16 protein-coding genes and 1 tRNA gene are annotated in these 22211 nt (G+C 40.1%); 11 read left to right on the top strand and 6 right to left on the bottom strand.

Going from position 1 to position 22211, the window contains the following annotated elements; translation table 11 throughout:
- Nucleotides 1-124: 124 nt before the first annotated feature.
- The 3 genes from QL898_RS12350 to QL898_RS12340 all read right to left on the bottom strand — a co-directional run bounded on the left by QL898_RS12350 (nucleotide 125) and on the right by QL898_RS12340 (nucleotide 3313).
- The gene (locus tag QL898_RS12350; RefSeq protein WP_290177024.1) at nucleotides 125-1801 is read right to left on the bottom strand and encodes a hypothetical protein; all 1677 of its coding nucleotides are present in this window, start codon (nucleotides 1799-1801) and stop codon (nucleotides 125-127) included.
- A gap of 118 nt (nucleotides 1802-1919) precedes the next feature.
- On the bottom strand, nucleotides 1920-3095 hold the full coding sequence (locus QL898_RS12345; RefSeq protein ID WP_057758589.1) for a site-specific integrase: 1176 nt from the start codon (nucleotides 3093-3095) through the stop codon (nucleotides 1920-1922).
- 2 nt (nucleotides 3096-3097) lie between these two features.
- Complete coding sequence (locus QL898_RS12340; protein WP_021813684.1) at nucleotides 3098-3313, bottom strand: hypothetical protein; 216 nt, start codon at nucleotides 3311-3313, stop codon at nucleotides 3098-3100.
- A gap of 124 nt (nucleotides 3314-3437) precedes the next feature.
- Between QL898_RS12340 and QL898_RS12335 the strand changes: the two genes are divergently transcribed.
- The 3 genes from QL898_RS12335 to QL898_RS12325 all read left to right on the top strand — a co-directional run bounded on the left by QL898_RS12335 (nucleotide 3438) and on the right by QL898_RS12325 (nucleotide 9333).
- Complete coding sequence (locus QL898_RS12335; RefSeq protein ID WP_322868751.1) at nucleotides 3438-3659, top strand: helix-turn-helix transcriptional regulator; 222 nt, start codon at nucleotides 3438-3440, stop codon at nucleotides 3657-3659.
- 225 nt (nucleotides 3660-3884) lie between these two features.
- Complete coding sequence (locus tag QL898_RS12330) at nucleotides 3885-4163, top strand: hypothetical protein (RefSeq protein ID WP_057758591.1); 279 nt, start codon at nucleotides 3885-3887, stop codon at nucleotides 4161-4163.
- A 490-nt stretch (nucleotides 4164-4653) separates the two neighbouring features.
- Nucleotides 4654-9333 carry a hypothetical protein gene (locus tag QL898_RS12325; protein WP_290177023.1) on the top strand — a complete coding sequence of 1560 codons (4680 nt, stop codon included), beginning with the start codon at nucleotides 4654-4656 and terminating at the stop codon, nucleotides 9331-9333.
- Between the two features lie 298 nt (nucleotides 9334-9631).
- Here QL898_RS12325 and QL898_RS12320 read toward each other — a convergent pair.
- A tRNA-Arg gene (locus QL898_RS12320) sits at nucleotides 9632-9708 on the bottom strand.
- Between the two features lie 352 nt (nucleotides 9709-10060).
- Here QL898_RS12320 and QL898_RS12315 point away from each other — a divergent pair.
- The 4 genes from QL898_RS12315 (at nucleotide 10061) to queF (ending at nucleotide 13757) form a co-directional block, all read left to right on the top strand.
- Complete coding sequence (locus tag QL898_RS12315) at nucleotides 10061-10717, top strand: c-type cytochrome (protein WP_057758606.1); 657 nt, start codon at nucleotides 10061-10063, stop codon at nucleotides 10715-10717.
- Nucleotides 10718-11034: 317 nt separating this feature from the next.
- Complete coding sequence (locus tag QL898_RS12310) at nucleotides 11035-11997, top strand: ABC transporter ATP-binding protein (protein ID WP_057758608.1); 963 nt, start codon at nucleotides 11035-11037, stop codon at nucleotides 11995-11997.
- Between the two features lie 29 nt (nucleotides 11998-12026).
- Nucleotides 12027-12800: an ABC transporter permease gene (locus tag QL898_RS12305; protein WP_057762348.1), complete on the top strand. Its 774-nt coding sequence runs from the start codon at nucleotides 12027-12029 to the stop codon at nucleotides 12798-12800.
- Between the two features lie 69 nt (nucleotides 12801-12869).
- On the top strand, nucleotides 12870-13757 hold the full coding sequence (queF, locus tag QL898_RS12300) for an NADPH-dependent 7-cyano-7-deazaguanine reductase QueF (protein ID WP_201580116.1): 888 nt from the start codon (nucleotides 12870-12872) through the stop codon (nucleotides 13755-13757).
- A gap of 124 nt (nucleotides 13758-13881) precedes the next feature.
- On the opposite strand, the gene QL898_RS12295 is transcribed toward queF, so the two are convergent.
- Nucleotides 13882-15600 carry a proline--tRNA ligase gene (locus tag QL898_RS12295; RefSeq protein ID WP_201548338.1) on the bottom strand — a complete coding sequence of 573 codons (1719 nt, stop codon included), beginning with the start codon at nucleotides 15598-15600 and terminating at the stop codon, nucleotides 13882-13884.
- A gap of 593 nt (nucleotides 15601-16193) precedes the next feature.
- Here QL898_RS12295 and QL898_RS12290 point away from each other — a divergent pair.
- Nucleotides 16194-16934 (top strand): DUF4230 domain-containing protein, encoded by a 741-nt coding sequence (locus QL898_RS12290; protein WP_290177021.1) that lies wholly within the window; start codon nucleotides 16194-16196, stop codon nucleotides 16932-16934.
- A gap of 22 nt (nucleotides 16935-16956) precedes the next feature.
- Here QL898_RS12290 and QL898_RS12285 read toward each other — a convergent pair whose 3' ends face one another.
- Nucleotides 16957-18615 (bottom strand): FAD-binding domain-containing protein, encoded by a 1659-nt coding sequence (locus QL898_RS12285; protein ID WP_290177020.1) that lies wholly within the window; start codon nucleotides 18613-18615, stop codon nucleotides 16957-16959.
- Between the two features lie 171 nt (nucleotides 18616-18786).
- On the opposite strand from QL898_RS12285, the gene QL898_RS12280 reads away from it, so the two are divergent.
- From QL898_RS12280 to trpA, 3 genes are all read left to right on the top strand, one after another.
- On the top strand, nucleotides 18787-19488 hold the full coding sequence (locus QL898_RS12280) for a phosphoribosylanthranilate isomerase (RefSeq protein ID WP_290177025.1): 702 nt from the start codon (nucleotides 18787-18789) through the stop codon (nucleotides 19486-19488).
- Nucleotides 19489-19648: 160 nt separating this feature from the next.
- Nucleotides 19649-20923, top strand: a complete 1275-nt coding sequence (trpB, locus tag QL898_RS12275; RefSeq protein ID WP_290177019.1) for a tryptophan synthase subunit beta — start codon at nucleotides 19649-19651, stop codon at nucleotides 20921-20923.
- A 142-nt stretch (nucleotides 20924-21065) separates the two neighbouring features.
- The gene (gene trpA, locus QL898_RS12270) at nucleotides 21066-21890 is read left to right on the top strand and encodes a tryptophan synthase subunit alpha (RefSeq protein WP_290177017.1); all 825 of its coding nucleotides are present in this window, start codon (nucleotides 21066-21068) and stop codon (nucleotides 21888-21890) included.
- The last annotated feature ends 321 nt before the right edge of the window (nucleotides 21891-22211 follow it).

Genomic DNA, 22211 nt, shown 5'->3' with positions numbered 1-22211 from the left:
AATCAGACTAGGATTCAAAAGGGTTTGGGCTATAAAACGCCAAGACAAGTGTGGTTTGACTTTTATCGTCAAGCTGCGTAACTAAAATCTCCCAAGTTTAGTTCTACGGGATTGACAGCAGGGGTCAGACTGTATTAAATGCTATATCATACAAATGATCATTAAAATCATATTGGCATAAGAATAAATCTAGCTGGCTAACATTAAAGTAAGGAAGTGCTGAAGAATGGTGTATTGGTTTGCTAATTAGAACATTAACTAAAGCTTGATCTCGACCACTCTGTATGAGGTAGTGTTCTAAATAGTTCTTAACTTTATTAAAAGTTAATCTAGTTTTGCTCTTCTTATTTATAGCCTTTAGAGCCTCACTGGCCTTTTGTTTGACCTCCTCCAAAACCTTTGTGCTTATGTTACGTAAAAGATGAGAATATATATTGCCAACTGCAATAGGGTAGAAAAGATTGAGAGTAGATGTATTATCTGCGCATAGTTTAGAATCCCAGTTTTCTTGAACTTTACTACGAGTAGGTGCAAACTCTAGTGGATACCGATAGCATAAATAACTCTCCCTCAAATCTTCTGAGATAAGTAGTTCAGATCTACCTGTCAATAAAATTATTAGTAGATATAAAGAAGTTTGATGGTCTAGATCATATTCAATGTTTAAAGTACCTTGTTCATCATTGTTGTCAGCATTTATACTTCTGATATCTAAACTCATCAGACTATTGAGTAAATATGTGACTAAAATCTGTACTTCATCAGCATGTGCAACATTTACATCAGTTACCTGACTTAAAGTCCGTTGATGTCTACAGTTAACTTGTTGTTCAGCTCTGATTTTATCTAGATAGTAGTTTGTAGGTTGCTCGAAATTAACCTGCTCAAACGATTGCTCTTCATCGTCTTGGCGTTCTTGGTCTTCAAATCCATTTGCTTCGCTAGCATTTTCTGATATGTAGGTGAGATCGCTAACAGTATTGCCAGTGATATCATCTTTATCCTGTAAGATACTTATAATCTTATGAGTCTCAGTCGTCACGCGAGTAATGCCGGAGTCATTTTTGAAATAGTTTTCGATTGGTAAGATATATTCGTAAAGGTATTTAGCTATACGTTCATTGATTTCAAATTGAGCTTCAACAGATGATAGAGATGTCTCTTTACTTAATAATCTATTCTTGTACTTCTGTATTTCAAAATCAAAAGTTAGGGGCCGCTCATCAAGCCATCTAGTGTAGCTATCGTTTTGTTGAGCATTAATAAGAAACTCCTCAATATCCTTTAGGCTTTTCAATTCTGTTACATCAGGTAAAAACGGAACTAAAAATTCACGAGTTTTGTTCGTTAAAAATCTGCATTCATCGAGCGTAGTTTCAATTCGACTATCATAGTCAGTTAACTCAACCATCCTTAAACATAGAAAAAAGTAGACAGCACGGATAGTATTTATTTTAGACGAGTCTGCTCGATGGATTAAAAAGGTAATTAGATAGAGATCTTTTAAATGCAGATGAGGCTTTCTAATATTTTCTAAAAATACTTTATGAGCAATTCCATTTTCGTATATCTGTAATTCATGCGTCTTCGTCAAATTACTATTCACATCTAATGTTTTTATCCATTCAGACAATGTTCGATACTCATCTTTCAATTCTGATCTAAATTGCTCAGGTAAGGTATCTTTTAAAAATTTTAGCTCGATAAGTAATATTTCAAGATCATTGCCATTAGCGAAATCAAGGAGATTTAGCTTCAACCAATCCTTAATATTTGTAGAGTTACTATCTTTATTAGCCATTATGCTGCTACCGTTACAAGTCATTCAAATAACTGTAGCTTCATTAATGTAAAGCATCCAGCATTAAAATCGAAAAAAGACATCTATTTGGATGTCTTTTTGTTAAACATAGGTATTTTCATGGATTTTGTATTATACCTCGCTCTATCAGTAGCTTATCTAAAGCACTCCCATCCTGACGAGTTAGATTGGGCACATAACGTGAATACACTGTGAATAACATTGTAGTGCTGCTATGACCCATTTGCGCAGCAATCCATTCAGGAGACTCGCCTGCAGCAAGCCAAAGAGTGGCAGCCGTATGTCTACTTTGATAGGGATTACGTATATCAAGCTCCAGATATCGCAATAACGGATACCAAACTCTCTTTGTCACATTGCGATGACTCAAAGGAGTACCTGCTTTTGTACTAAACACAAACTCACTTCGATGTTTAGTGAAGCTCTGCTGCTCAATCAATGCATCGTAAACCAGTTGATTCATGTGGATAATACGATTAGAGCCGGAAGTTTTAGTGTCACCTATAACACCTCCAACAATTGCTTGATCAATAACGATTTGTCTACGTTCAAAGTCAATATTTTTCCACGGTAAACCGTCAATTTCACCTGTACGCATGCCTGTAAAAAACCGTACTGTGAAATATGGCTTATAGTCTACTCTGACGTTGTCAATGATGAGCATGACTTCCTCTAAGGTAAAAGGACTAACATTACTTTTAGGTACACTTAGTGGCTTTATATTCTTCCAAGGGTTCTCAAAATCAAAACGCTCAGATGCTTCGGTAATCACCATACGTAATGGCGTCATAATGTGGTTGATTCGAGATGCTGATAAAAGTCGTCCACTATTTCCTTCCTTGACTAGATTACCCCGAAAAGCCATTATTTTAGCTTTGTTTATGGTATTTAGTGGCACATTGCCAAAATGGGGAAGTAGATAAATCTTAAGTATGTTTTCTACATTAGTTATCTGAGAGCACCGCCATTCCGGTTTTTTTTCCTCTAACCAAACTCTGCTAAAGCAATCAAATCCTGAGCTTGAGTCCTTATGGCTATTCGTTGATCTCATGAGCTCTAAGCTTTGAAACTGCTCAAGCTTTTTACTCTGTGGAAAATAGTTTTCATATCGAAAACTACCTAATTGAATCTCTGCTTGCATTTTACTAACGAAATTTTCTAGACGCTTTCGATTAGGCTTAGTGTCTGCCAGTAAGGTTTGCTCTCTACAACGTTGGCCTATGTATCGAAAATCTACATATAGGTTGCCATTACGGCTATTGATACTCGCCATGATTACGCTCCCGCTGCAAATGGAATGTTATCGTCGTAGCCTGTCAGCATTAACTCTTCAATCTTTTGCCATATGAAAAGAATTTTTCTACCTCCAAATGGTTTGATGTAATGAACGCCCTCAATGAATACCGCATCCTTAAGTTGATTGCGTATTGTCTTGCTGTCATATTTAATACGTTGTGACAGCTCTTCGGTTGTTAAATAGGTATAACTCATAGTAAAATCCTTACTAAAGATTAAAGTGTTATTATCTAATAGCTTTATGACCTGCTATAGAACATAATTTACACTAAAAATCATCTTTTGCAAGACATTTTTATCTACAGTAGGTTATTTTATTATGGGGGAGGTTATGGTGAAATGTAATTTATCTAGAATTATGGGCGAAAAAAGACTTAAGATTGCCGATGTGTCTAGAGATACAGATGTCAACAGAGGCACAATCACACGTATGTATAACGAAGAAGCGACCAGAGTGGATCTAGAGGTAGTAGAAAAGCTATGCTTATATTTGGATATTGAAGTGGGCGACCTTTATGAGCTAGTTAAGGAAGAAGAATAAACTTTCCTCCTTTTAAAATTCAAGATAGTGCTGCGCTTATCAGTTATTACACCAAATAATACGCAGCAATATAGTTTCTCAAATGAGTTAAATGTTCTATTAAGTAATAAAAAGCTCTATAGAAGGTTATTTTAAGTTGCATCAGCTCAAAATGTATGTATAATTCAATCTGTAGGAAGTCATTACGACTAACAGAAAGAAATATTAATCTACAGGAGGTTATACGTGAACACATTTATTAAATCGCCGCATGCTTCAATCTGGTTAAGCGCCGAAGCGATATCGCTATCTACCAAGCTTATGGTAAACCTGCAAATACAACAGGGCTCGCAGTTAGCAAGAATGCTAGGCGTTAACCCCCTTTTCTACAATGATGAAGCGGTTAGGATATGGGTTCAACGTGAGCTCAATGAGGGGTTAGCGCTAAATCATTATGCATTAACGAATCTTGAGACCAAATTTTTGGACATTATGAATCACTACGATATTCCTTATTCGTTGTGATCAACGTTAACTATTTGGTTTGGAGATAACCATGAGCTTAAAACTTATTTTTAGCGCCAATGCAGATCAGTCCGACATACAACTATGTGAAGACTATTGGGCATACGGGCATGATGGACGGTATGTAGAGCATATAGAAACGCTCTGTAGACAGTATAGTGTTGATTATCATATTTTGTTTGGTGTATTAGCGGAGTGCCAAGCTTACTTAGATGATGTGCACTGTGAGTACTGTGGACGGCCTTATCAACTTGATGTACCAGCGGATATACCTTATATCAGAAAACAATCATCTTGGTTCTGCGAATCATGTATTAGTTTTTCTGGCGGGCAGCTTACAATGGGCAGGTAACAATTTGAAATGTACTTGATAACCAGATTGCTAATGCTCTCTGGTTTTTTCGATTAAGGATTTCTATATTTATCTTCTCTAAACATTCTTTCATGCTACTATTTTCAGTATACTGATATTAGTGAAGGTAGTTCAGCTATGGCATTAGAAGGTGGTGGGTTTGCAGATAAATTCGGTAATAGCTACGAAGAGTTTTGGGTTGCTGAGCAATTATTAAGACTAGTTGAGGAAGAGATAACCTCCGTAACTGTAGAGCCATTAGGTGAAGATGAAACAGGCGTAGATTTGATTGTTGAAAAATCAAACGGATCTAGAGAGTTTCATCAATGTAAATCTAGTCACAATAATTCGGATGTATGGACCTTATCATCACTAGAGATTTCGGGTGTATTGATAAAAGCCTTTAATCAAATACAGAGAACAGATTGTACCTTTAAAGTCGTATCTCCATTATCATTCACTCAGCTATCCCAACTAAGTTTGAGCGCTAAAAATACAACATCTAATCCTCAAGATTTTATTGAACATCAGGTTGACCAGAGCGGTAAACGTCGAAAGTTATTTGAAGATTTGTGTCATAAGTTAGGTTTAAACATTAATGTAGAGATTGATATTGCAAAAGCTATTCAGTTTTTGAAAAATTTTGAGGTTATTGCTTTTCCTGCTAACTCTGAATCTCAACGTAATATTATTGGAAAAATCGATAAGAATTTTAGTAGTAACTCTAATAACATAGTTGACTACTTAAAAAATTATCCCACTGATAACAATTTACGCTCATCAATTACATCGTTTCAGCTCCTCGAAAGTATGAAAGGCCAAGGTTTTAACCAAAGAATTTATGAAAACGACACAAGATTATTCCCTATTATAGAGCGTGTTAATCAGGCTTTTCGAGATTCAATTACACCCTTTTTAATTGAAGGTAGTTTAATTGAGCGTTCTGAAATGGCAAATTGTATTGACTCAATAGATAACTATCCAATTACCTTGATTAAAGCAGAAGCGGGTATGGGTAAAAGTGCTTTTCTATTGCAGTTGTGCGATGAGATGCAAAAGAAGGGTCATATATGTCTACCAATACGATTAGATCGAAACCGTCCTAAAAAAAATGCAGATGCTTTTGGAGATGATTTAGGTTTTAGCCATTCACCTGTATTTAGCTTAAATAAGTTTGCAGGCGCTAAAAAAGCTATTATTATTTTGGATCAATTAGACGCCATACGTTGGACAGCTAGTCACTCAAGCAGTGCTTTACAAGTCTGTCAACAAATTGCGTATCAAGTGATTCAACTAAGGAAAGATAACTATGATATTAGTCTAGTTTTAGCTTGTAGAGACTTTGATTTAAACGAAGATATTCAATTACAAAGTTGGATTTCAAGTCTAAATAATAAAGTAGCGCATATAACAATAAAAGAGCTATCTGTTGTAGAAGTTAAAAAATTACTTTCACCATACGAAAATTATGACTCGTTATCACCTGTCAAGCAGACTATTTTGAAAATTCCAATATGGTTAAGTTTTTACATACAGCTTATAAAGAATGATCAGGGCAGCCTCAATTTTAACAGCAAAAGCGACCTTATAAGTTTGTATTGGGTTGATAGATTGAAGCAACTAAACAATGCTATAAATGATTTAAGTTCGGCTAACACCATTATTGATGACTTTATAGAAAAAGCAAGCCGAGAGATGCAGTTTTCTATATCAATTAACGCTTTATGCAGTCACAATCCCAATGTTCTTGAGGCAATAATATCTGTCGGTATTTTTAATAAGACAGGTAATCAGGTTAGCTTTCAGCATCAAGCACTATTCGATTACCACTTGGGAAAACGCCTTTTTGATATTGCTCGACAGTCAAGCGACGACTTTCTTAAAGAAATTGGCTCTAAGTCTGAACAAACACTAATACGAAGAGAGCATATCAAATATGCCTTAAAACTATTATCACAATCCAGACAATCAGTGTTTTGCGAAAATATTTCAGCATTGTTTGATAGCTCCGAAATTCGTTTCCATGTCAAGTACTTAGCTATAAATATGGTTGGCGAGATCAAAGTTATTAAAACGCCTATGCGTAATTTGATTACAAGTCTTATAAATAATGAAGAGTTAAGTCAGCCTTTTATTGACCATGCTTGTTTTGGACATTCACAACTAGTTACGGTGCTTTCAGAAAAAAATATAATTTCCAGATGGCTGAATGGATCTGACTCGGAAATTGGTTTGGCTATTCGATTGTTAAGCTCTATAGCTGACAAAGCACCTGATATTGTTTTAAAAGAAATTGAGCCATTTATCGGTATATCTGAGGAGTGGAATAATAGATGCTATTCTGCTTTGAGCTGGAACATTCAAAATGATTCAGAAAAGATGTTTGAAGTACGCAAAAAGCTTTTACAACTAGGTTGTGCAGTCAATTACATTGATTGGAATGAGTTAGCAAAAAGCTATCCGAGAAAGGCGATTGATTTAATACAGTTAATTTTAGAAGGTTATAAAGAAGAATTAACAGACTCGAGTCTGGATATAAAGGAGTCTGAAGAGTCGGTTAAGCATCTACACCGAAAGGTATGGAGAGAAGGTCAAATCGAAGACTTAGAAAGTATCTCAGAAGCTCTGCCTTACGATGTTCTTAAAGAGTTAATGCTTCAGGTCTTCGAAATAATTAATAGCTCAATTAATGAAAGCTCTTATACAAGAATATGGCTCTACAGCGCAAGACATTCATTTAATGAACATAGAGATTCTTTAGTAAGAGGTGTATTAGGTATTTTTTTCGAAGCAGGTAAACAGTATACAGATAAACCAGATGAGCTATTCAATTTACTGACGTTATATTTAACGAATAAGCATCCAGTTGTAGAGCACATTATTGCAAATCTGTTGCTCAATCTACCCATTGGGTATTCTGATCAAATTATTAAATGGCTCCTAGATAATCCGACTACTAGGTTAGCTTGTGGGAATGATTATGAAGAGCCGAGATGGGTACTGGCTGGAAAATTGATTGATAAATTTTCACCATATTGTGAGGACGAGATTTTTAATTGCCTTGAAATTGTAATATCAGGTATCGGGCTTAGTAAAGATCTTGAGAGTATAGAGTATGCGTTGGAGATGAGAAGAAAATTTGGAAACTTTTGGACAAGTTATTGGGGAGAAGCTCAATATTTCTTACTTAATAAACTTGATGATAATCGTATCAGCAAAAAATCCATAGACTTATATAATGTTTTACAAAGAAGATTTAAAGGTTGTAGCGATACTTATTTTTATTCATATGATTCTTCATATGGTGGTGCAGTTGTTTCACCTATACCACAAGCGAATAAATTATCTGATAGAGCATGGACAAAGCTTATACTCACAAACGAAGAACGTTTCAGTACTTGGAAGATGAAACCTTTAGATAGGGGGAATATTACAGAATCCAGTATACGCGCATTTTCTAATAGTCTAAGTACAGCTGTAAAAAATGAGCCTGAGAGGTTCGCAAAACTATCATTAACACTGCCAAAAAATATCAATGAGAAGTTTATTGAGAATATTTACTATGGACTGGCAGATAACAATTCATCTAATTTAGCGGAAGATTTTAAAGAAAGCTGGCAACCTTGCCTATTAGACCTTCGTTACAAAGTTATTAGACATTTTGAAGGTTTTGATGAGAGTCAAGCACTGACAAGATTATTAACAGATACTCCAAAGATTATAGACCATCCTGATATGCTAGATAAGCTTATTGATATTGCTCTTCACTCATCCAATCCGAACAATAACAAGCTCAATGTATATGACCCTCAAGAGGGAGAAGGTGCTGAGCACACTACTGCTGAGAGTCTAATGCAAAATTCTATAAACTGTTATAGAGGGATTGCATACGGTGGTATTGCCAAAATATTTTGGGATAATGAAGAGTATGCACGGGATAATCTGAGTTTGATTGACTCTGCTATAAATGATCCTCATCCAGCTGTAAAAATAGTAGCAGTCAGATTATTGACTCCTTTCTTAAATTACGACATAAATTATGCATTGCAAAGGTTTCTAGATTTATGTAAATCTGACTTAAGAATGAGCTGTGCTTATGAATCTTATAATTTTTTTAATTCAGCTTTCATAGATAAATTTAAAGATCAGTATATAGATTTAGTTAGACTTATGCTTACTTCTGAGTACGAAGAGGTTCGTAGGCAGGCTGGCACACAAATTTTCGCCCGTTACTTCTTTAACGATTTATTTGCAAAAGAAATATTCTCTGTTTTAATGGCTGATGAGTCAGTTAAGCTAGGTGTTGCTCAAGTTTTAGTTCAACTTCTGACCACGGATGATTATGCAGAACAAGAACATAAACTAGTTGAAGTATATAGGTCCTTACTTAACGATGATTCACAGAAAGTAAGAGGAAATTTGCTATCTTGTATTCGAGAAAAGAATTTTTGGAATAAAGGTATTACTGAAGAACTAGTTGATATATATATGAACTCTCAAGTAGTGAACAAAAAGCTATACCATTTATTTTACGCTTTAGAAAACCATGTTTTATGTTTAAGTGATTTTAAAAGTATGTTATTACAGTTATTTATTGAAATAGCTACAGCCAGTCTATCTGATGAAACTAAACAAATTGTTTACAGTGAAATGGATAAATTAACCAAAATATTGCAGAGAATATATGATGAAGCGGTCGATGATGAGGATGATGTTACTCTGAGTCTATGCTTAGATGTTTGGGATAATTTATTAAAGTCAGATAGCTATGAGGTGAAGCGAGCAACTAGGTATATTGAAAATGGGTTGCTAAGTTAGCGATTAACTACCTCGACAATGGAGTCGATAACCATCACCGACCTTCAACAACCTTGGTCACAAAATGGTCACCGTTTGGTCACCGAGCAGGTGGTCACCAATTTTTAAAGGGTAGAGTGCATGCCCACAAACTTATCGCGATTATGTTATTAAAGAGTAGACTGCTTCTTAAGGGTTGATGAAGACACAATAGCTAGGCTTTATAGATAAAGGTTTTAAAGGAAATTATAGACACAAAAAAACCTCAAACAATATAATGTTTGAGGCGAAACTTGAATAAAACTTAAGCTATAAATAGTGGTGCGCTCGGCGGGAATCGAACCCACGACCCTCGGCTTCGGAGACCGATACTCTATCCAACTGAGCTACGAGCGCATATGATAACGATATGTCTGACTGTCACGCTTAGATGCGTATGATAATTAGCATAAGGTGTCTAGAAATAAAGACCGCTTAGTCTAACAAATAAAAAGCATAAAGCCAATAAATGACAGTCGCGATTGAGGTTTTTTAAGAAAAAACAGCCAAGTCATTAAACAAGCATGGCAATTTACCTGCCTTTTCCCTTATAATGTTGGGGAGAATTCATATTTATAATCATCGATTGCAAGTGCGCTGGCACGCGGGATGGCTGTCTGCTATTGAAGACTTAGAAGTCGTCAAAGGAGGACAGACAGAATGTCCGAGCCGTGCTAGTCCTTGTATACGTAATAAGAGAACGTGACGAATGAGAAAAGTAGTTATGTTATCGGCAGCTGCCATTCTAGGAATCGCTAGTATCGCGGTGAGCCAAGCTGAAGATGTTGTAGACACTCCTGTAACTGCGTCAGACGTAGCAGAAGGCCAAGAGGTCGTAGAAGCTGCTCCTGAAACGCTAGGTGACGATACCCAAGCTGCTGCAGATACGACAGATGGTGCTGCGTCCACTGACGAAGCCGCTCCAGCAGAAGGTGAAGAAACTGCCGCTGCAGCGCCTGCCGCTGATGAAGAGCCAATTCCACAAGATACGCCGCAAGTACAGAAGCTAATTGCTTTGTATCCTAATCTGATTGCGCGTATCCAGCCTGTTGCCAATATCTGTTTTGAAGATGGTGAAGCTTGTGATGTAACGGCACGCTCATCTGGCCCAGCTGCTGGCGACGGTCCTCGTGACGGTAAAGCGGTATATAATGCTGTATGTCATACTTGTCATACTGCAGGCTTGCTAGGCTCTCCTATCTTTGGTGATGCTGGCGCTTGGGGCCCACGTATCGCAAAAGGTAAAGATACGCTATATACCCATGCTATCAACGGTTTCAACGCGATGCCTGCTAAAGGTGGCGCGGATATTCCTGATGAAGAAGTTCAAAATGCCGTAGATTATATGGTCGCAGAAGCAAGCTAATCTTTAATGATTACCTTCCAAGCTTTTACGATAGTTATCTATAAAGCGCCTATTTCAGTGATGAGATAGGCGCTTTTTCATGATGAGTATTATTAATATGGTACTTCGAATATAAGGCAGTTGAAATTCGCCATGAGTAGCCTCATTTTATGAGATTAGTTCGTTTATTACCGTACATTGTCACCTTTAGATAGTAGAGTGTGTTGAACATTCTTATATGGCTTCTGCCTATATGATAATGATAGTCGAATGTTCAACACGGCCTATTATTCTAAAATCGCATTTTGTATAAATTGATAACAAATAAAGAGGTCTTCATGTCTGATGCACCAGCACTCTCCATAAAAAACTTATCCAAAACCTACGACAATGGGTTTTCGGCATTGAAAGGGGTTGATTTAACGGTACCACAAGGTGGTTTCTTTGCGTTACTTGGGCCAAACGGCGCAGGCAAATCTACCATGATTGGTATTATCAGCTCATTGTTTAAGCCAACCACCGGTAGCGTCCATATTTTCGGCACAGACCTATTAGAGAACCCTTCGATTGCCAAGCAATACCTTGGTGTTGTACCGCAAGAGTTTAACTTTAATATGTTCGAAAAAGTCGAAGATATCCTCATTACACAAGCGGGTTATTTCGGTATTCCGGCAAAAGAAGCCAAACCACGTGCCAAGAGACTATTAACAGCGTTGGGATTATGGGATAAACGCGACAGTAAATCACGTGAGCTATCTGGTGGTATGAAACGCCGCTTGATGATTGCCCGTGCATTAATTCATAAGCCAAAGCTATTGATTCTAGATGAGCCAACGGCGGGTGTCGATATCGAGCTTCGCCGCTCGATGTGGGAATTTATGCAGCAGATTAATATCGAAGAAAACACCACTATTATTCTGACGACTCATTATCTCGAAGAAGCTGAGCAATTATGTAAACGCATTGCGATCTTGGATCATGGTGAAATTCGAATCAATACGGAAATGAAAGAGCTACTGGCGCAGTTGTCGGTAGAGACGTTTGTATTTGATTTGGATACGCCGCTCACTGAGCAGTTGGCTCTAACAGGAGTCACAGGGGTCTCGCAACCAGATGAGCAAACGCTAGAAGTTACCTTGACAGAAGGTGAGTCACTAAACGGTGTCTTTGATCAGTTGTCTGAAAAAGGTATCAGTGTGGCAAGTATGCGCAATAAAGCCAACCGACTAGAAGAGTTATTTATGCGCTTGGTAGACAAAAACATTCAGAGTGCAGATAGCATGAAGGAGGCGGGATTATGAGTCAGGAACTAGTCGATCATAATAAAACAATGTCATTGAGTAAGAAGTGGATTGCGTTTCGTACTATTTGGTTCAAAGAAGTGCGCCGTATTTTACGTATCTGGCCGCAGACGTTGTTACCGCCAGTTATCACGATGAGTTTGTATTTTGTCATCTTTGGTAAGATGATTGGCTCGCGCGTGGGTGAGATGGGCGGCGTGCCATACATGCAGTTTATCGTGCCTGGTTTGATCATGATGTCGATCATTACCAACAGTTACTCTAACGTGGTCTCAAGCTTTTTTAGTGCTAAGTTCACGTCTAGTATCGAAGAGCTTTTGGTCTCGCCAGTATCAAAGCATGCTATTTTGATGGGTTATATCAGTGGTGGTATTTTCCGTGGACTGGCTATTGGTGTGATTGTCTCGATAGTGGCGCTCTTCTTTACCGATCTGGGTATCGAGCATTTATTTGTGACCGTATTTACGGTACTTGGTACGTCTATCTTGTTTTCATTGGGCGGTTTTATCAATGCGGTATTTGCACGCTCGTTTGATGATATCTCTATTATCCCAAGCTTTGTACTGACTCCGCTAACCTATCTTGGTGGTGTGTTTTATTCAATGGAGAATTTATCGCCATTTTGGCAAAATATCTCGCTACTGAACCCTATCGTCTATATGGTCAACTCATTCCGTTACGGTATTCTTGGATATTCTGATGTCAATGTTTGGTATTCAATGGCGGCTATTTTTGTGTTTTGTGCGATATTTTATACCATCGCTTATCGCTTGCTAAGTAACGGTTCACGTGTACGTTTGTAGTGTGTATTATTCGCTAAGCATATTATTATTTTAGAGTAAATTTTAAACGGTTTAATATTAGGAAGACAGATGAGTATTCACGGTATCTTGGGTGAGCAAACCACAGACTATCCAACTGAGTATAGCCCAGAGACGCTATATCCGATTGCGCGCAGCATGGGACGTGATGCGATTGGTTGGCAAGATGACAAGCTAGCCGTTGGTGTCGATTGGTGGCAGGCCTTTGAGATATCTTGGTTAAATCCGCAAGGTATCTCGCAAGTAGCGATTGCACGCTTTAGTATTCCTGCCAGCTCACCGTTTATCGTAGAGTCAAAATCGCTTAAGTTGTATTTGAATAGCATTAACTTTACCGAGTTTGCCAGTTGGAATGACGTACAAGCGTTGATTGCGAAAGACTTGTCAGCTTGTTTGCAAACAGATGTACAGGTAGCGTTATTTCGCTTAAATGATGATCTAGATGGTAACGGAACAGCGTTATTGATCGCTCAGCCTGAGGGTGTTTGTATTGATGAGGCACTAGCAGGAAACACGGACAAAGTTGCGTTGACTGAACATCCTGATACGTCATTGCTAAGTGCTAGCGAAGCAATAGAGGCGAGTAGTGAAAGCATGGTAAATGATGGTACGCAGCCGTATACCTTTTATTCCAATCTACTGCGCAGTAACTGCCCAGTGACCAATCAACCAGATTGGGGTACGTTGGCCGTATCGATTACGACTGATAAGCTTTTTAATAATGCAAATATGCTGCGTTATATATTGAGCTTCCGTCAGCACAATGGTTTTCATGAGCAGTGTGTTGAGCAGATATTTGCTGATTTGAGCCAATACTATCAGCCAAGTGAGCTAATGGTACGGGCGTGGTACACGCGCCGCGGTGGTATCGATATCAATCCATGCCGTGTTAGTGATATCAGTCTATTGCCTAAGCCAAGCCGTTTAATCCGCCAGTAAGTTCTTGCTAAAAATACGATGTTAATAAAAATACAATGTTAAATAGTTTTTAAGCCAATAAAAAAAGCGCCTATCTCACGTGATGAGATAGGCGCTTTTTGTTATATAGTCTTTAATTACAAGACTATTTACCGCTTACTTTTGCCATGACTTCTTCACGGCTCAGCATCTGCTTTTCGGCTTCACGGCGATTGACGTACTCGTACTTGTCTTCCGCCAAGTTGCGATCAGAGACGACGATACGATGCGGAATACCAATCAACTCAAGATCAGCAAACTTAACGCCTGGGCGCTCATTACGATCGTCCAGTAGTACGTTGATGCCATGAGCTTTCAACTCTTCATACAGTGCGGTTGCCGTCTGCATGACCGTCTCTTCTTTAGACTTCATCGGGATGATAGCGACTTCAAAAGGAGCGATTGAATCATCAACCGTTGGCGTTTTTGGCCACATGATGCCGTTTTCATCATTGTTCTGCTCAATAGCAGCGGCAATGATACGGCTAACACCAATACCATAACAGCCCATCATCAAGGTAACAGGTTTGCCATCTTCACCAGAAACCGTACAGTTCATCGCTTGTGAGTATTTATCACCCAACTGGAAGATATGACCGACTTCGATACCACGTTTGATTTTTAGGCTGCCTTTACCATCAGGAGACGGGTCGCCTTCTTGTACATTGCGCACATCAACGATGCGAGTAATGCGAGTATCACGTGCCCAGTTCATACCGATAGTATGTTTGTTCACTTCGTTGGCACCGCAAACGAAATCTGAAAGTGCAGCTGCCGAACGATCAACGAATACAGGCATATCTAAATTAACACCGATATAACCTTTGTGTAGGCCTGCCGCTTTTAGCTCTTCGTCAGATGCTAACGTCAATGGTACGTTGGCTTCTTCAATTTTCTCAGCTTTGATAGTATTGAGCTGATGATCGCCGCGCAATACGATAGCAATCAGCTGCGGCTCATCATTCTCAGTATGACCATGAACGATCAAGGTTTTAACCGTCGTTTCTAACGGGATGTCCAAGTGTTCAGCAACCATTTTACAGCTGGTCATGCCTTCAGTTAGAACGTCTTCACGCTCCATTTTTGGTGGTTGACGCTCAGCGGTGCTGACAGATTCTGCTAGCTCAACGTTGGCTGCATAGTCAGATGAGTCCGAAAACGCAATATCGTCTTCGCCGCTATCTGCCAATACATGGAACTCATGTGAGGCAAAACCACCGATAGAGCCGGTATCTGCTTGTACCGCACGGAAATCTAAGCCCAAGCGGGTAAAGATGCGTGTATAAGCATCATACATGTCATGGTAAGTTTTGGCCAATGAGGCTTGATCCACATGGAAAGAGTAAGCATCTTTCATGGTGAATTCACGAGCACGCATCACACCGAAGCGTGGACGAATCTCATCACGGAATTTACCTTGAATCTGAAAGAAAGTAATCGGTAGTTGTTTATAACTACGCAGCTCACCTTGTGCTAGATTGGTGATGACTTCTTCGTGTGTTGGACCAAGTACAAAGTCGCGATCATGACGGTCTTTGAAGCGCAATAGCTCAGGACCATAATCATCAAAACGTCCGGTCGTCTGCCAAAGCTCAGCAGGCTGAGTCATCGGCATAAGCACTTCTTGTGCGCCGACGTTTTGCATCTCTTCACGAACAATGCGTTCGACCTTTTGCAAAACGCGCAGACCCATAGGCAACCAAATATACAATCCAGAAGCAATCTTTCGGATAAGACCAGCACGCACCATCAATTGGCTTGAGGCGATGTCGGCGTCACTTGGGGTTTCTTTTAGTGTGGCAAATAAAAATTGACTGGCTTTCATAAATAAAGCGTAACCTTATCAACGATAAAAAAATAAGAAATAGTAGGATGTTGAGCGTATGGCTAATCGTTTCATTGCCGCCGCAAGCTTACCTTTATCACTTAGCAATAATCTAGGGTATTTCCTAGTTACCAATCTGCTTATATACAAAGCACATCAGTAAAAACCACTCTCAGAAAAGAGAGGCAAATTTGATTTGATGTATCAATATGCCAAAAATGCAATATATTCAGGTCAAAACCCTGATAAATGCTTTAAGACTGACATTTTATTCATACAATCTGACTATGTTAGGTAAAGTTCGCCTAAGACGCAATGACTTTTTGTCTTTTCAGACCGAACGTGACGCAAAGGCTTCAATAAGGGATAAATAATTGAACTATTCATATGATTTTATAGCGAAAGTACTGCTTATTTTGGCAACAGTTTATTGAGGTGGTTGCGTAGAGGTTTATAGATAAAGTTATGTAGAGGAATGGTAGCCATTACTTGAAGTTACTGCACAATAGTCGCATTTATAGCTCAGGTATTACAGAGTTTTGATAATACAGTTAGCCTTGTAAAAACGATGCAACATTATAAAGGTAGCTTCTATGGATAATCCTGATATGAATAACGCTAATGCCACTCAAAAGCCTGCGAAACGTCCTATTGCGACAATGTCGTGGGTGATATTACTCATCGGTCTAGCAGCGATTGTTTTTGCTATTTATAGTGCGCAAAACAAACCAGAAGAAGCGCCGATAGAAACTATTACTCGCGAAGGGGTGGTCACGCAAATTCAGCAGTTAAATCGCTTACATACCGTCGCATTCAGCGTCGATACAGTGATTACGAGCGAGCGACCTGGGAGCTGGATGAAACTGTGGCAGGATGAGCAAAAGGCCTTGTTTATCGCTCATGGTCGCGTAGAGGCAGGGGTCGATTTGAGTGCACTGACGCCTGAGATGGTACAGGTGGTGCAGCCTGCTCAAGCTAATGCAGACGAAGAGCAAGTAGCTGAGCCCAACTCACCAGCTGCCACTATACCGCAAATCAATATCACTTTGCCGCCCACAGAGATATTTTCAGTATATCTGGATGATATTGAGATTTACGACTGGCAGACAGGGGCTTTTGGTATGATGCAAGTTGACCCTAAGATATTGGCACAGGCACAGACTATGGCAAAGAAAGAAGTGCTTGAGCGTGCTTGCCGAGGTGATGTCATGAATATGGCATTGCAAAATGCGCAAACCCAGTTGCAGCAGCTGTTTGCACTCACGGGAGCGGTAGTGACGGTTACTACTCAGGGTGCAGGCGCGTGCCAGTTGCCAGTCACTACCAATAGCTAGTCTGCTGGTTGTTTTTTTAGACTTAAGCCTCTTTTTTAAACTCAGCAATAGCTAGCTTGCGTGCTGATTTATGCTCGACCATTGGCGCAGGATAGTCGACATCAGAAAACTTACCACCTTTTGCCAATTCTTTACGCATCTTATCTTCGTTGTGCAAGATACTGTTAGGAATATCTTTTAACTCTGGTAGCCAAGTTTTAATAAACAGAGCTTTAGGATCATGCGTATTGGCTTGGCTAAAGGGATTCATAATACGGAAGTAGGGCGCTGAGTCCGTACCTGTCGACGCGCTCCATTGCCAACCGCCGTTATTGGACGCAAAATCGCCATCTATCAGCTGCTGCATAAAGTAACGCTCACCCATGCGCCAATCAATCAGCAAGTCTTTGGTCAAAAACATCGCTGTTACCATGCGCAGACGATTATGCATAAACCCTGTCGCATTTAAACAACGCATTGCTGCATCGACCAGTGGCACGCCTGTTTTGCCAGTGCACCATGTCTCAAAATCATCATTGTCATATGACCAATTAACTTTAGTGTCAGTATCTTCTTTATAAGCCTTATGACGAATCAGATTTGGTTTTTCGACCAGTACATGGCGATAAAAGTCTCGCCACGCAAGCTCACTTATCCAACGATTGATGTCTTCATTATCACCGTCATTGCCGTGTAGCTTCTCTTGTGCTTTGCTCGCCTGTAGATAGCAGAACCTAGGGCTAATAGAGCCTATAGTGAGATAAGCCGATAGCTTACTGGTTGCGTGCAGATGGGGAACGTCACGGTTCACATCATAATTATTGATATCATCATCGACGAATGCCTCTAGACGCTGGCAAGCGGCAGACTCACCTGCAGGATAGGCGTCTCTTGCGTGGTCAAGCTGAGCTGTCATATCGATATGCTGTAATGACTCTTTCTTTTCTAATGTCTGCTGATAGTCACTGAGCATCTTCTCACTTAGTGCTTCGATATCGTCGATTGTATTGGCAAACGTTTGCGATGATGGTAGTTTGATTTTATAATCGCTATCCACTGCTGGTGCATCATGCATTTGGATGGTGCTGACGTCCAATGTATGTCGCCATTTTTTATAAAACGGGGTGAAGACCTTATACATACTATCGCCATCATTGGTCGTGATAGTTTGCGGTGGCAAAATGCATTGGTCATGCCAGCGGACAAACTCGATATCGTTTTTTGCAAGTTGTTTGCTTAACTGCTCATCACGATCAATCTCATTGCCTTCGTACTCGTGATTGGCCATGATGCAGCTGATTTCATTGTCATTGCATAAGGTTGTAAGCGCCTCTATACAGTCAGTAAAGCTTGGGCAGAGCTGTACTGTTAAAGTGATATTCAGTTTTGATTGTAACTCCTTTGCTAGAATAGGTAGCGTGCGAGCAATATGATCAACTTGTACAAGGGACGTATCATGCGCTTGCCACTGCTCAGGGGTTAAAAAGAATACGGCAGACACTGAAGCGTTGTCTTCTTTTGCACGTTCACAAAGCGCTGCTAAAGCGGTATTGTCACGGATACGTAGGTCACGACGAAACCACATCAAGTAATGCGGTGGATTTTTGCTAGTAGCATTGTCGTCAGTATCAGTATCAGTATCAGTATCAGTATCAGTATCAGTATCAGTATCAGTAGCGGCTGTCTGCGCAGTCTTAGACATCAAAGTATCCCTATATTAATCAATAGCAATCATAAACAAAACTAAGGATAAAAGTATGCTAGGATAAGTTTTTGGATGCAATGGCTTTGCCGTTTGGTTAACAAAACCTCATCACATCTAACGATTTATCTTTAGCTTGAAACTATCTGATGCCGCTATAATCGGTGTCATATTCAGTACCATGAAACGCAAGGTCACAAAATGCACGTTAAGTTTTGCGGGTTTACTCAGCTTAGTGATATACAGACTGCGGCACAGCTAGGTGCAGATGCAGTGGGTTTGGTGTTTTATCCACCAAGCCCACGTGCGGTCACGATAGCGCAGGCGCAAACCCTGAGCGCTGCCGTACCTGCTTTTGTCAGCGTGGTGGCACTGGTAGTCAATATGCCCAAAGATGAGCTGCTCAAATTAGTAAACAACGTCTCTTTTGATATTATCCAGTTCCATGGTGATGAAACGCCTGAGCAGTGCCAACAGCTGGCAGGCATGGTCAATAAACGCTGGATTAAAGCATTGCGTATCAATACAGAGCAAGACACCCTCGATAGCGTTCGCGCCCAAATTAACCAGTTTGCGACCGCAGGTGCCAGTAGTATTTTACTGGATGCTTATCATCAGCATAAGTATGGCGGTACTGGCGCACGTTTTGACTGGAGTCTCATTCCACATGACAGCGCACTGCCGATCGTTTTGGCCGGTGGACTTGATGCCGACAATGTTACTGCGACATTAGATTTGCCTATTTATGGCATCGATGTGAGCGGTGGTATTGAGGTTGATAAAGGTAAAAAAGACGCTGCCAAAATGCGTGCCTTTATGAAAGCGGTCAAGCGCGATCGATGGCAAAACGCTACGGTCACTGGCGCCATCTAAATGGGTTTGTATCAAGCTATTTGCTATACGTAATCTGCTTAGTTGATCGTTATTCCGATTTTTCTGCTTAAATCTTATTAGATTGTTATCCTTTTTATTATTCTCTCTCTATTTATCTAAAGTTATCTAAAAAATACCACTTATTACAGTAGGAATTATCATGAGTCATGTCGAGAACAAAGATTTATCTGCTACCGCACAATCGGTTAATACTTTTACCAATCCTGAAAACGTACAGGACTTCAACCAGTATCCTGATGCGCGCGGTCATTTTGGTGTACATGGGGGGCGTTTTGTCTCTGAGACGCTAATGGCTGCTCTAGAAGAGCTAGAAACGCTTTATACCAAAGTAAAAGCAGACCCAGCATTCTGGGACGAGTATCACAATGATTTGGTCAATTATGTCGGTCGTCCAACGCCTCTGTATCATGCTAAGCGTTTGAGTGATGAGATTGGCGGTGCGCAAATTTACTTCAAACGTGAAGATCTAAACCATACAGGCGCGCATAAAGTAAATAACACCATTGGTCAGGCACTGCTTGCCAAAATGTGTGGCAAAAAACGTATCATCGCTGAGACTGGTGCAGGACAGCATGGCGTAGCGACGGCGACAATTGCGGCACGCTTAGGGCTAGAATGTATCGTCTATATGGGTGCTGACGATGTCGAGCGTCAAAAAATGAACGTCTATCGTATGCGCTTACTTGGCGCGACAGTTGTGCCCGTCACTTCTGGCTCACGCACGCTAAAAGACGCGATGAACGAAGCCATGCGTGACTGGGTGACCAATGTCGATAGCACCTATTACATTATCGGTACTGTGGCAGGCCCGCACCCTTATCCGCTATTGGTTCGTGATTTCCAAGCGATTATTGGCAAAGAAGCACGCATTCAGCATCTAGAAAAAACAGGCAAAATGCCTGATGCATTGGTTGCCTGTGTTGGCGGTGGCTCAAACGCTATTGGTTTGTTCTTTGACTTCCTAAACGATACTGACGTTAAGATGTATGGTGTCGAAGCAACAGGCGATGGTATCGAGTCAGGTCGTCATTCAGCACCATTGGCTGCTGGTCGTATCGGCGTGCTACATGGTAATCGTACTTACCTCATGGCAGATGATGATGGCCAGATTCAAGAGACGCATTCTATCTCAGCGGGTCTTGATTATCCTGGTGTTGGCCCAGAGCATAGCTTCCTAAAAGATATGAAGCGTGTTGAGTATGTCGGCTGTACGGACAAAGAAGCGTTAGAAGGATTCCATGAGGCCACGCGCAAAGAAGGTATCATCCCTGCACTTGAAACTGCTCATGCTGTCGCTTATGCATTGAAACTGGCTAAAACCATGACCCCTGATCAGACGATTATCGTTAATATGTCAGGTCGCGGTGACAAGGATCTGCATTCAGTGATGAAGGCAGAAGGGATTGAATTGTAGTAACGAATATCTTTATAAGTTATCAAATTTATAAGTTACTAGATTCTTCTTTATAAGAAAAATTGTTTGACCTTTTATTGTTCAATATAGATTATTAAATGAAAGGTCAAACAAGCCAGTTTATAACAATTAAGAGACCACTATGACCAGAATTGAAAGTACCTTTGAAACTCTAAAATCACAAAATAAAAAAGCCTTGATTCCTTATGTGATGGCAGGCGATCCTAATCCGACCACTACGGTAGGTCTGTTGCACGACTTAGTGAAACACGGCGCCGATATGATCGAAGTCGGTCTGCCATTCTCTGATCCAATGGCCGATGGCCCAACTGTAGCGTTGGCTGGTGAGCGTGCATTAGCCGCAGGTACGAGTACTCGTGATGCATTGAAGATGGTTGCAGAGTTCCGTCAAACAGATACGCAAACGCCAATCATCCTAATGGGCTATCTTAATCCTGTTGAAATCATCGGCTATGACAATTTTGTCGCGCTATGCGAGCAGTCAGGCGTTGATGGTTTGTTGATGGTAGATTTGCCGCCAGCAGAGGCGGGTAGCTTCACTCAGCATTTGACTGATCATTCGATGAATGAGATTTTCTTGTTATCGCCAACCACCTTACCTGAGCGCCGTGAGCAAGTATTGACTCATTGTGGGGGCTATATTTATTATGTATCACTAAAAGGTGTGACTGGTTCAGCCACGCTAAATACTGACGATGTAGCAACTCAAGTTCAAGCGATCAAAGCGGAAACAGACTTGCCAGTATGTGTTGGCTTTGGTATCCGTGATGGTGCTTCTGCAAAAGCGATCGGTACTCATGCAGATGGCGTTATCGTCGGTAGTGCCTTGGTACAGAATTTTGCTGATATTGATGCTAACGATACTGCGGCGGTTGCAAATGCACAGCAGAACATCATGGCGAAAATGGATGAGCTACGCGAAGCGTTAGACAGCTTAAGCGCTTAATAGCTATTGCTTTCATATTGTTGTTACTTGAAGAGATAGTCATTTGAAGAAGTAGTTATTTGAAACGGCAAAGTCAAATCGCAGCTATTGTTTACCTTAAGACTTTACTTAAATGCTTTACGTGAAGACAATACTAAATGACTTTGCTAAAATTAGTTTACGAGTGTAAACTAACATCACTATTATATGGTGTCTGATAGCAGTGATTTATTTGTCATTTTGATTAGCAAATATATTATCTATCAACAAGCGCATAATCAAATTACCGATATACGAGATTTATTTATCAATATGTCGCATGACTGCTCATGTTATGACTGT

This window comes from Psychrobacter sp. APC 3279, from assembly GCF_030407795.1.
Taxonomy (GTDB): Bacteria; Pseudomonadota; Gammaproteobacteria; order Pseudomonadales; family Moraxellaceae; genus Psychrobacter.
This window is presented reverse-complemented; position numbering and strand designations above follow the sequence as displayed.

Excerpts from the sequence above, each read along its gene's own strand:
- QL898_RS12345 (WP_057758589.1), bottom strand. The coding sequence starts at position 3,095 with ATGGCGAGTATCAATAGCCGTAATGGCAACCTATATGTAGATTTTCGA.
- QL898_RS12285 (WP_290177020.1), bottom strand. The coding sequence starts at position 18,615 with ATGTCTAAGACTGCGCAGACAGCCGCTACTGATACTGATACTGATACT.
- QL898_RS12335 (WP_322868751.1), top strand. The coding sequence starts at position 3,438 with ATGGGGGAGGTTATGGTGAAATGTAATTTATCTAGAATTATGGGCGAA.
- QL898_RS12315 (WP_057758606.1), top strand. The coding sequence starts at position 10,061 with ATGAGAAAAGTAGTTATGTTATCGGCAGCTGCCATTCTAGGAATCGCT.
- trpA (WP_290177017.1), top strand. The coding sequence starts at position 21,066 with ATGACCAGAATTGAAAGTACCTTTGAAACTCTAAAATCACAAAATAAA.
- QL898_RS12310 (WP_057758608.1), top strand. The coding sequence starts at position 11,035 with ATGTCTGATGCACCAGCACTCTCCATAAAAAACTTATCCAAAACCTAC.
- QL898_RS12305 (WP_057762348.1), top strand. The coding sequence starts at position 12,027 with ATGTCATTGAGTAAGAAGTGGATTGCGTTTCGTACTATTTGGTTCAAA.
- QL898_RS12325 (WP_290177023.1), top strand. The coding sequence starts at position 4,654 with ATGGCATTAGAAGGTGGTGGGTTTGCAGATAAATTCGGTAATAGCTAC.
- QL898_RS12295 (WP_201548338.1), bottom strand. The coding sequence starts at position 15,600 with ATGAAAGCCAGTCAATTTTTATTTGCCACACTAAAAGAAACCCCAAGT.
- QL898_RS12340 (WP_021813684.1), bottom strand. The coding sequence starts at position 3,313 with ATGAGTTATACCTATTTAACAACCGAAGAGCTGTCACAACGTATTAAA.
- trpB (WP_290177019.1), top strand. The coding sequence starts at position 19,649 with ATGAGTCATGTCGAGAACAAAGATTTATCTGCTACCGCACAATCGGTT.
- QL898_RS12290 (WP_290177021.1), top strand. The coding sequence starts at position 16,194 with ATGGATAATCCTGATATGAATAACGCTAATGCCACTCAAAAGCCTGCG.
- QL898_RS12350 (WP_290177024.1), bottom strand. The coding sequence starts at position 1,801 with ATGGCTAATAAAGATAGTAACTCTACAAATATTAAGGATTGGTTGAAG.
- queF (WP_201580116.1), top strand. The coding sequence starts at position 12,870 with ATGAGTATTCACGGTATCTTGGGTGAGCAAACCACAGACTATCCAACT.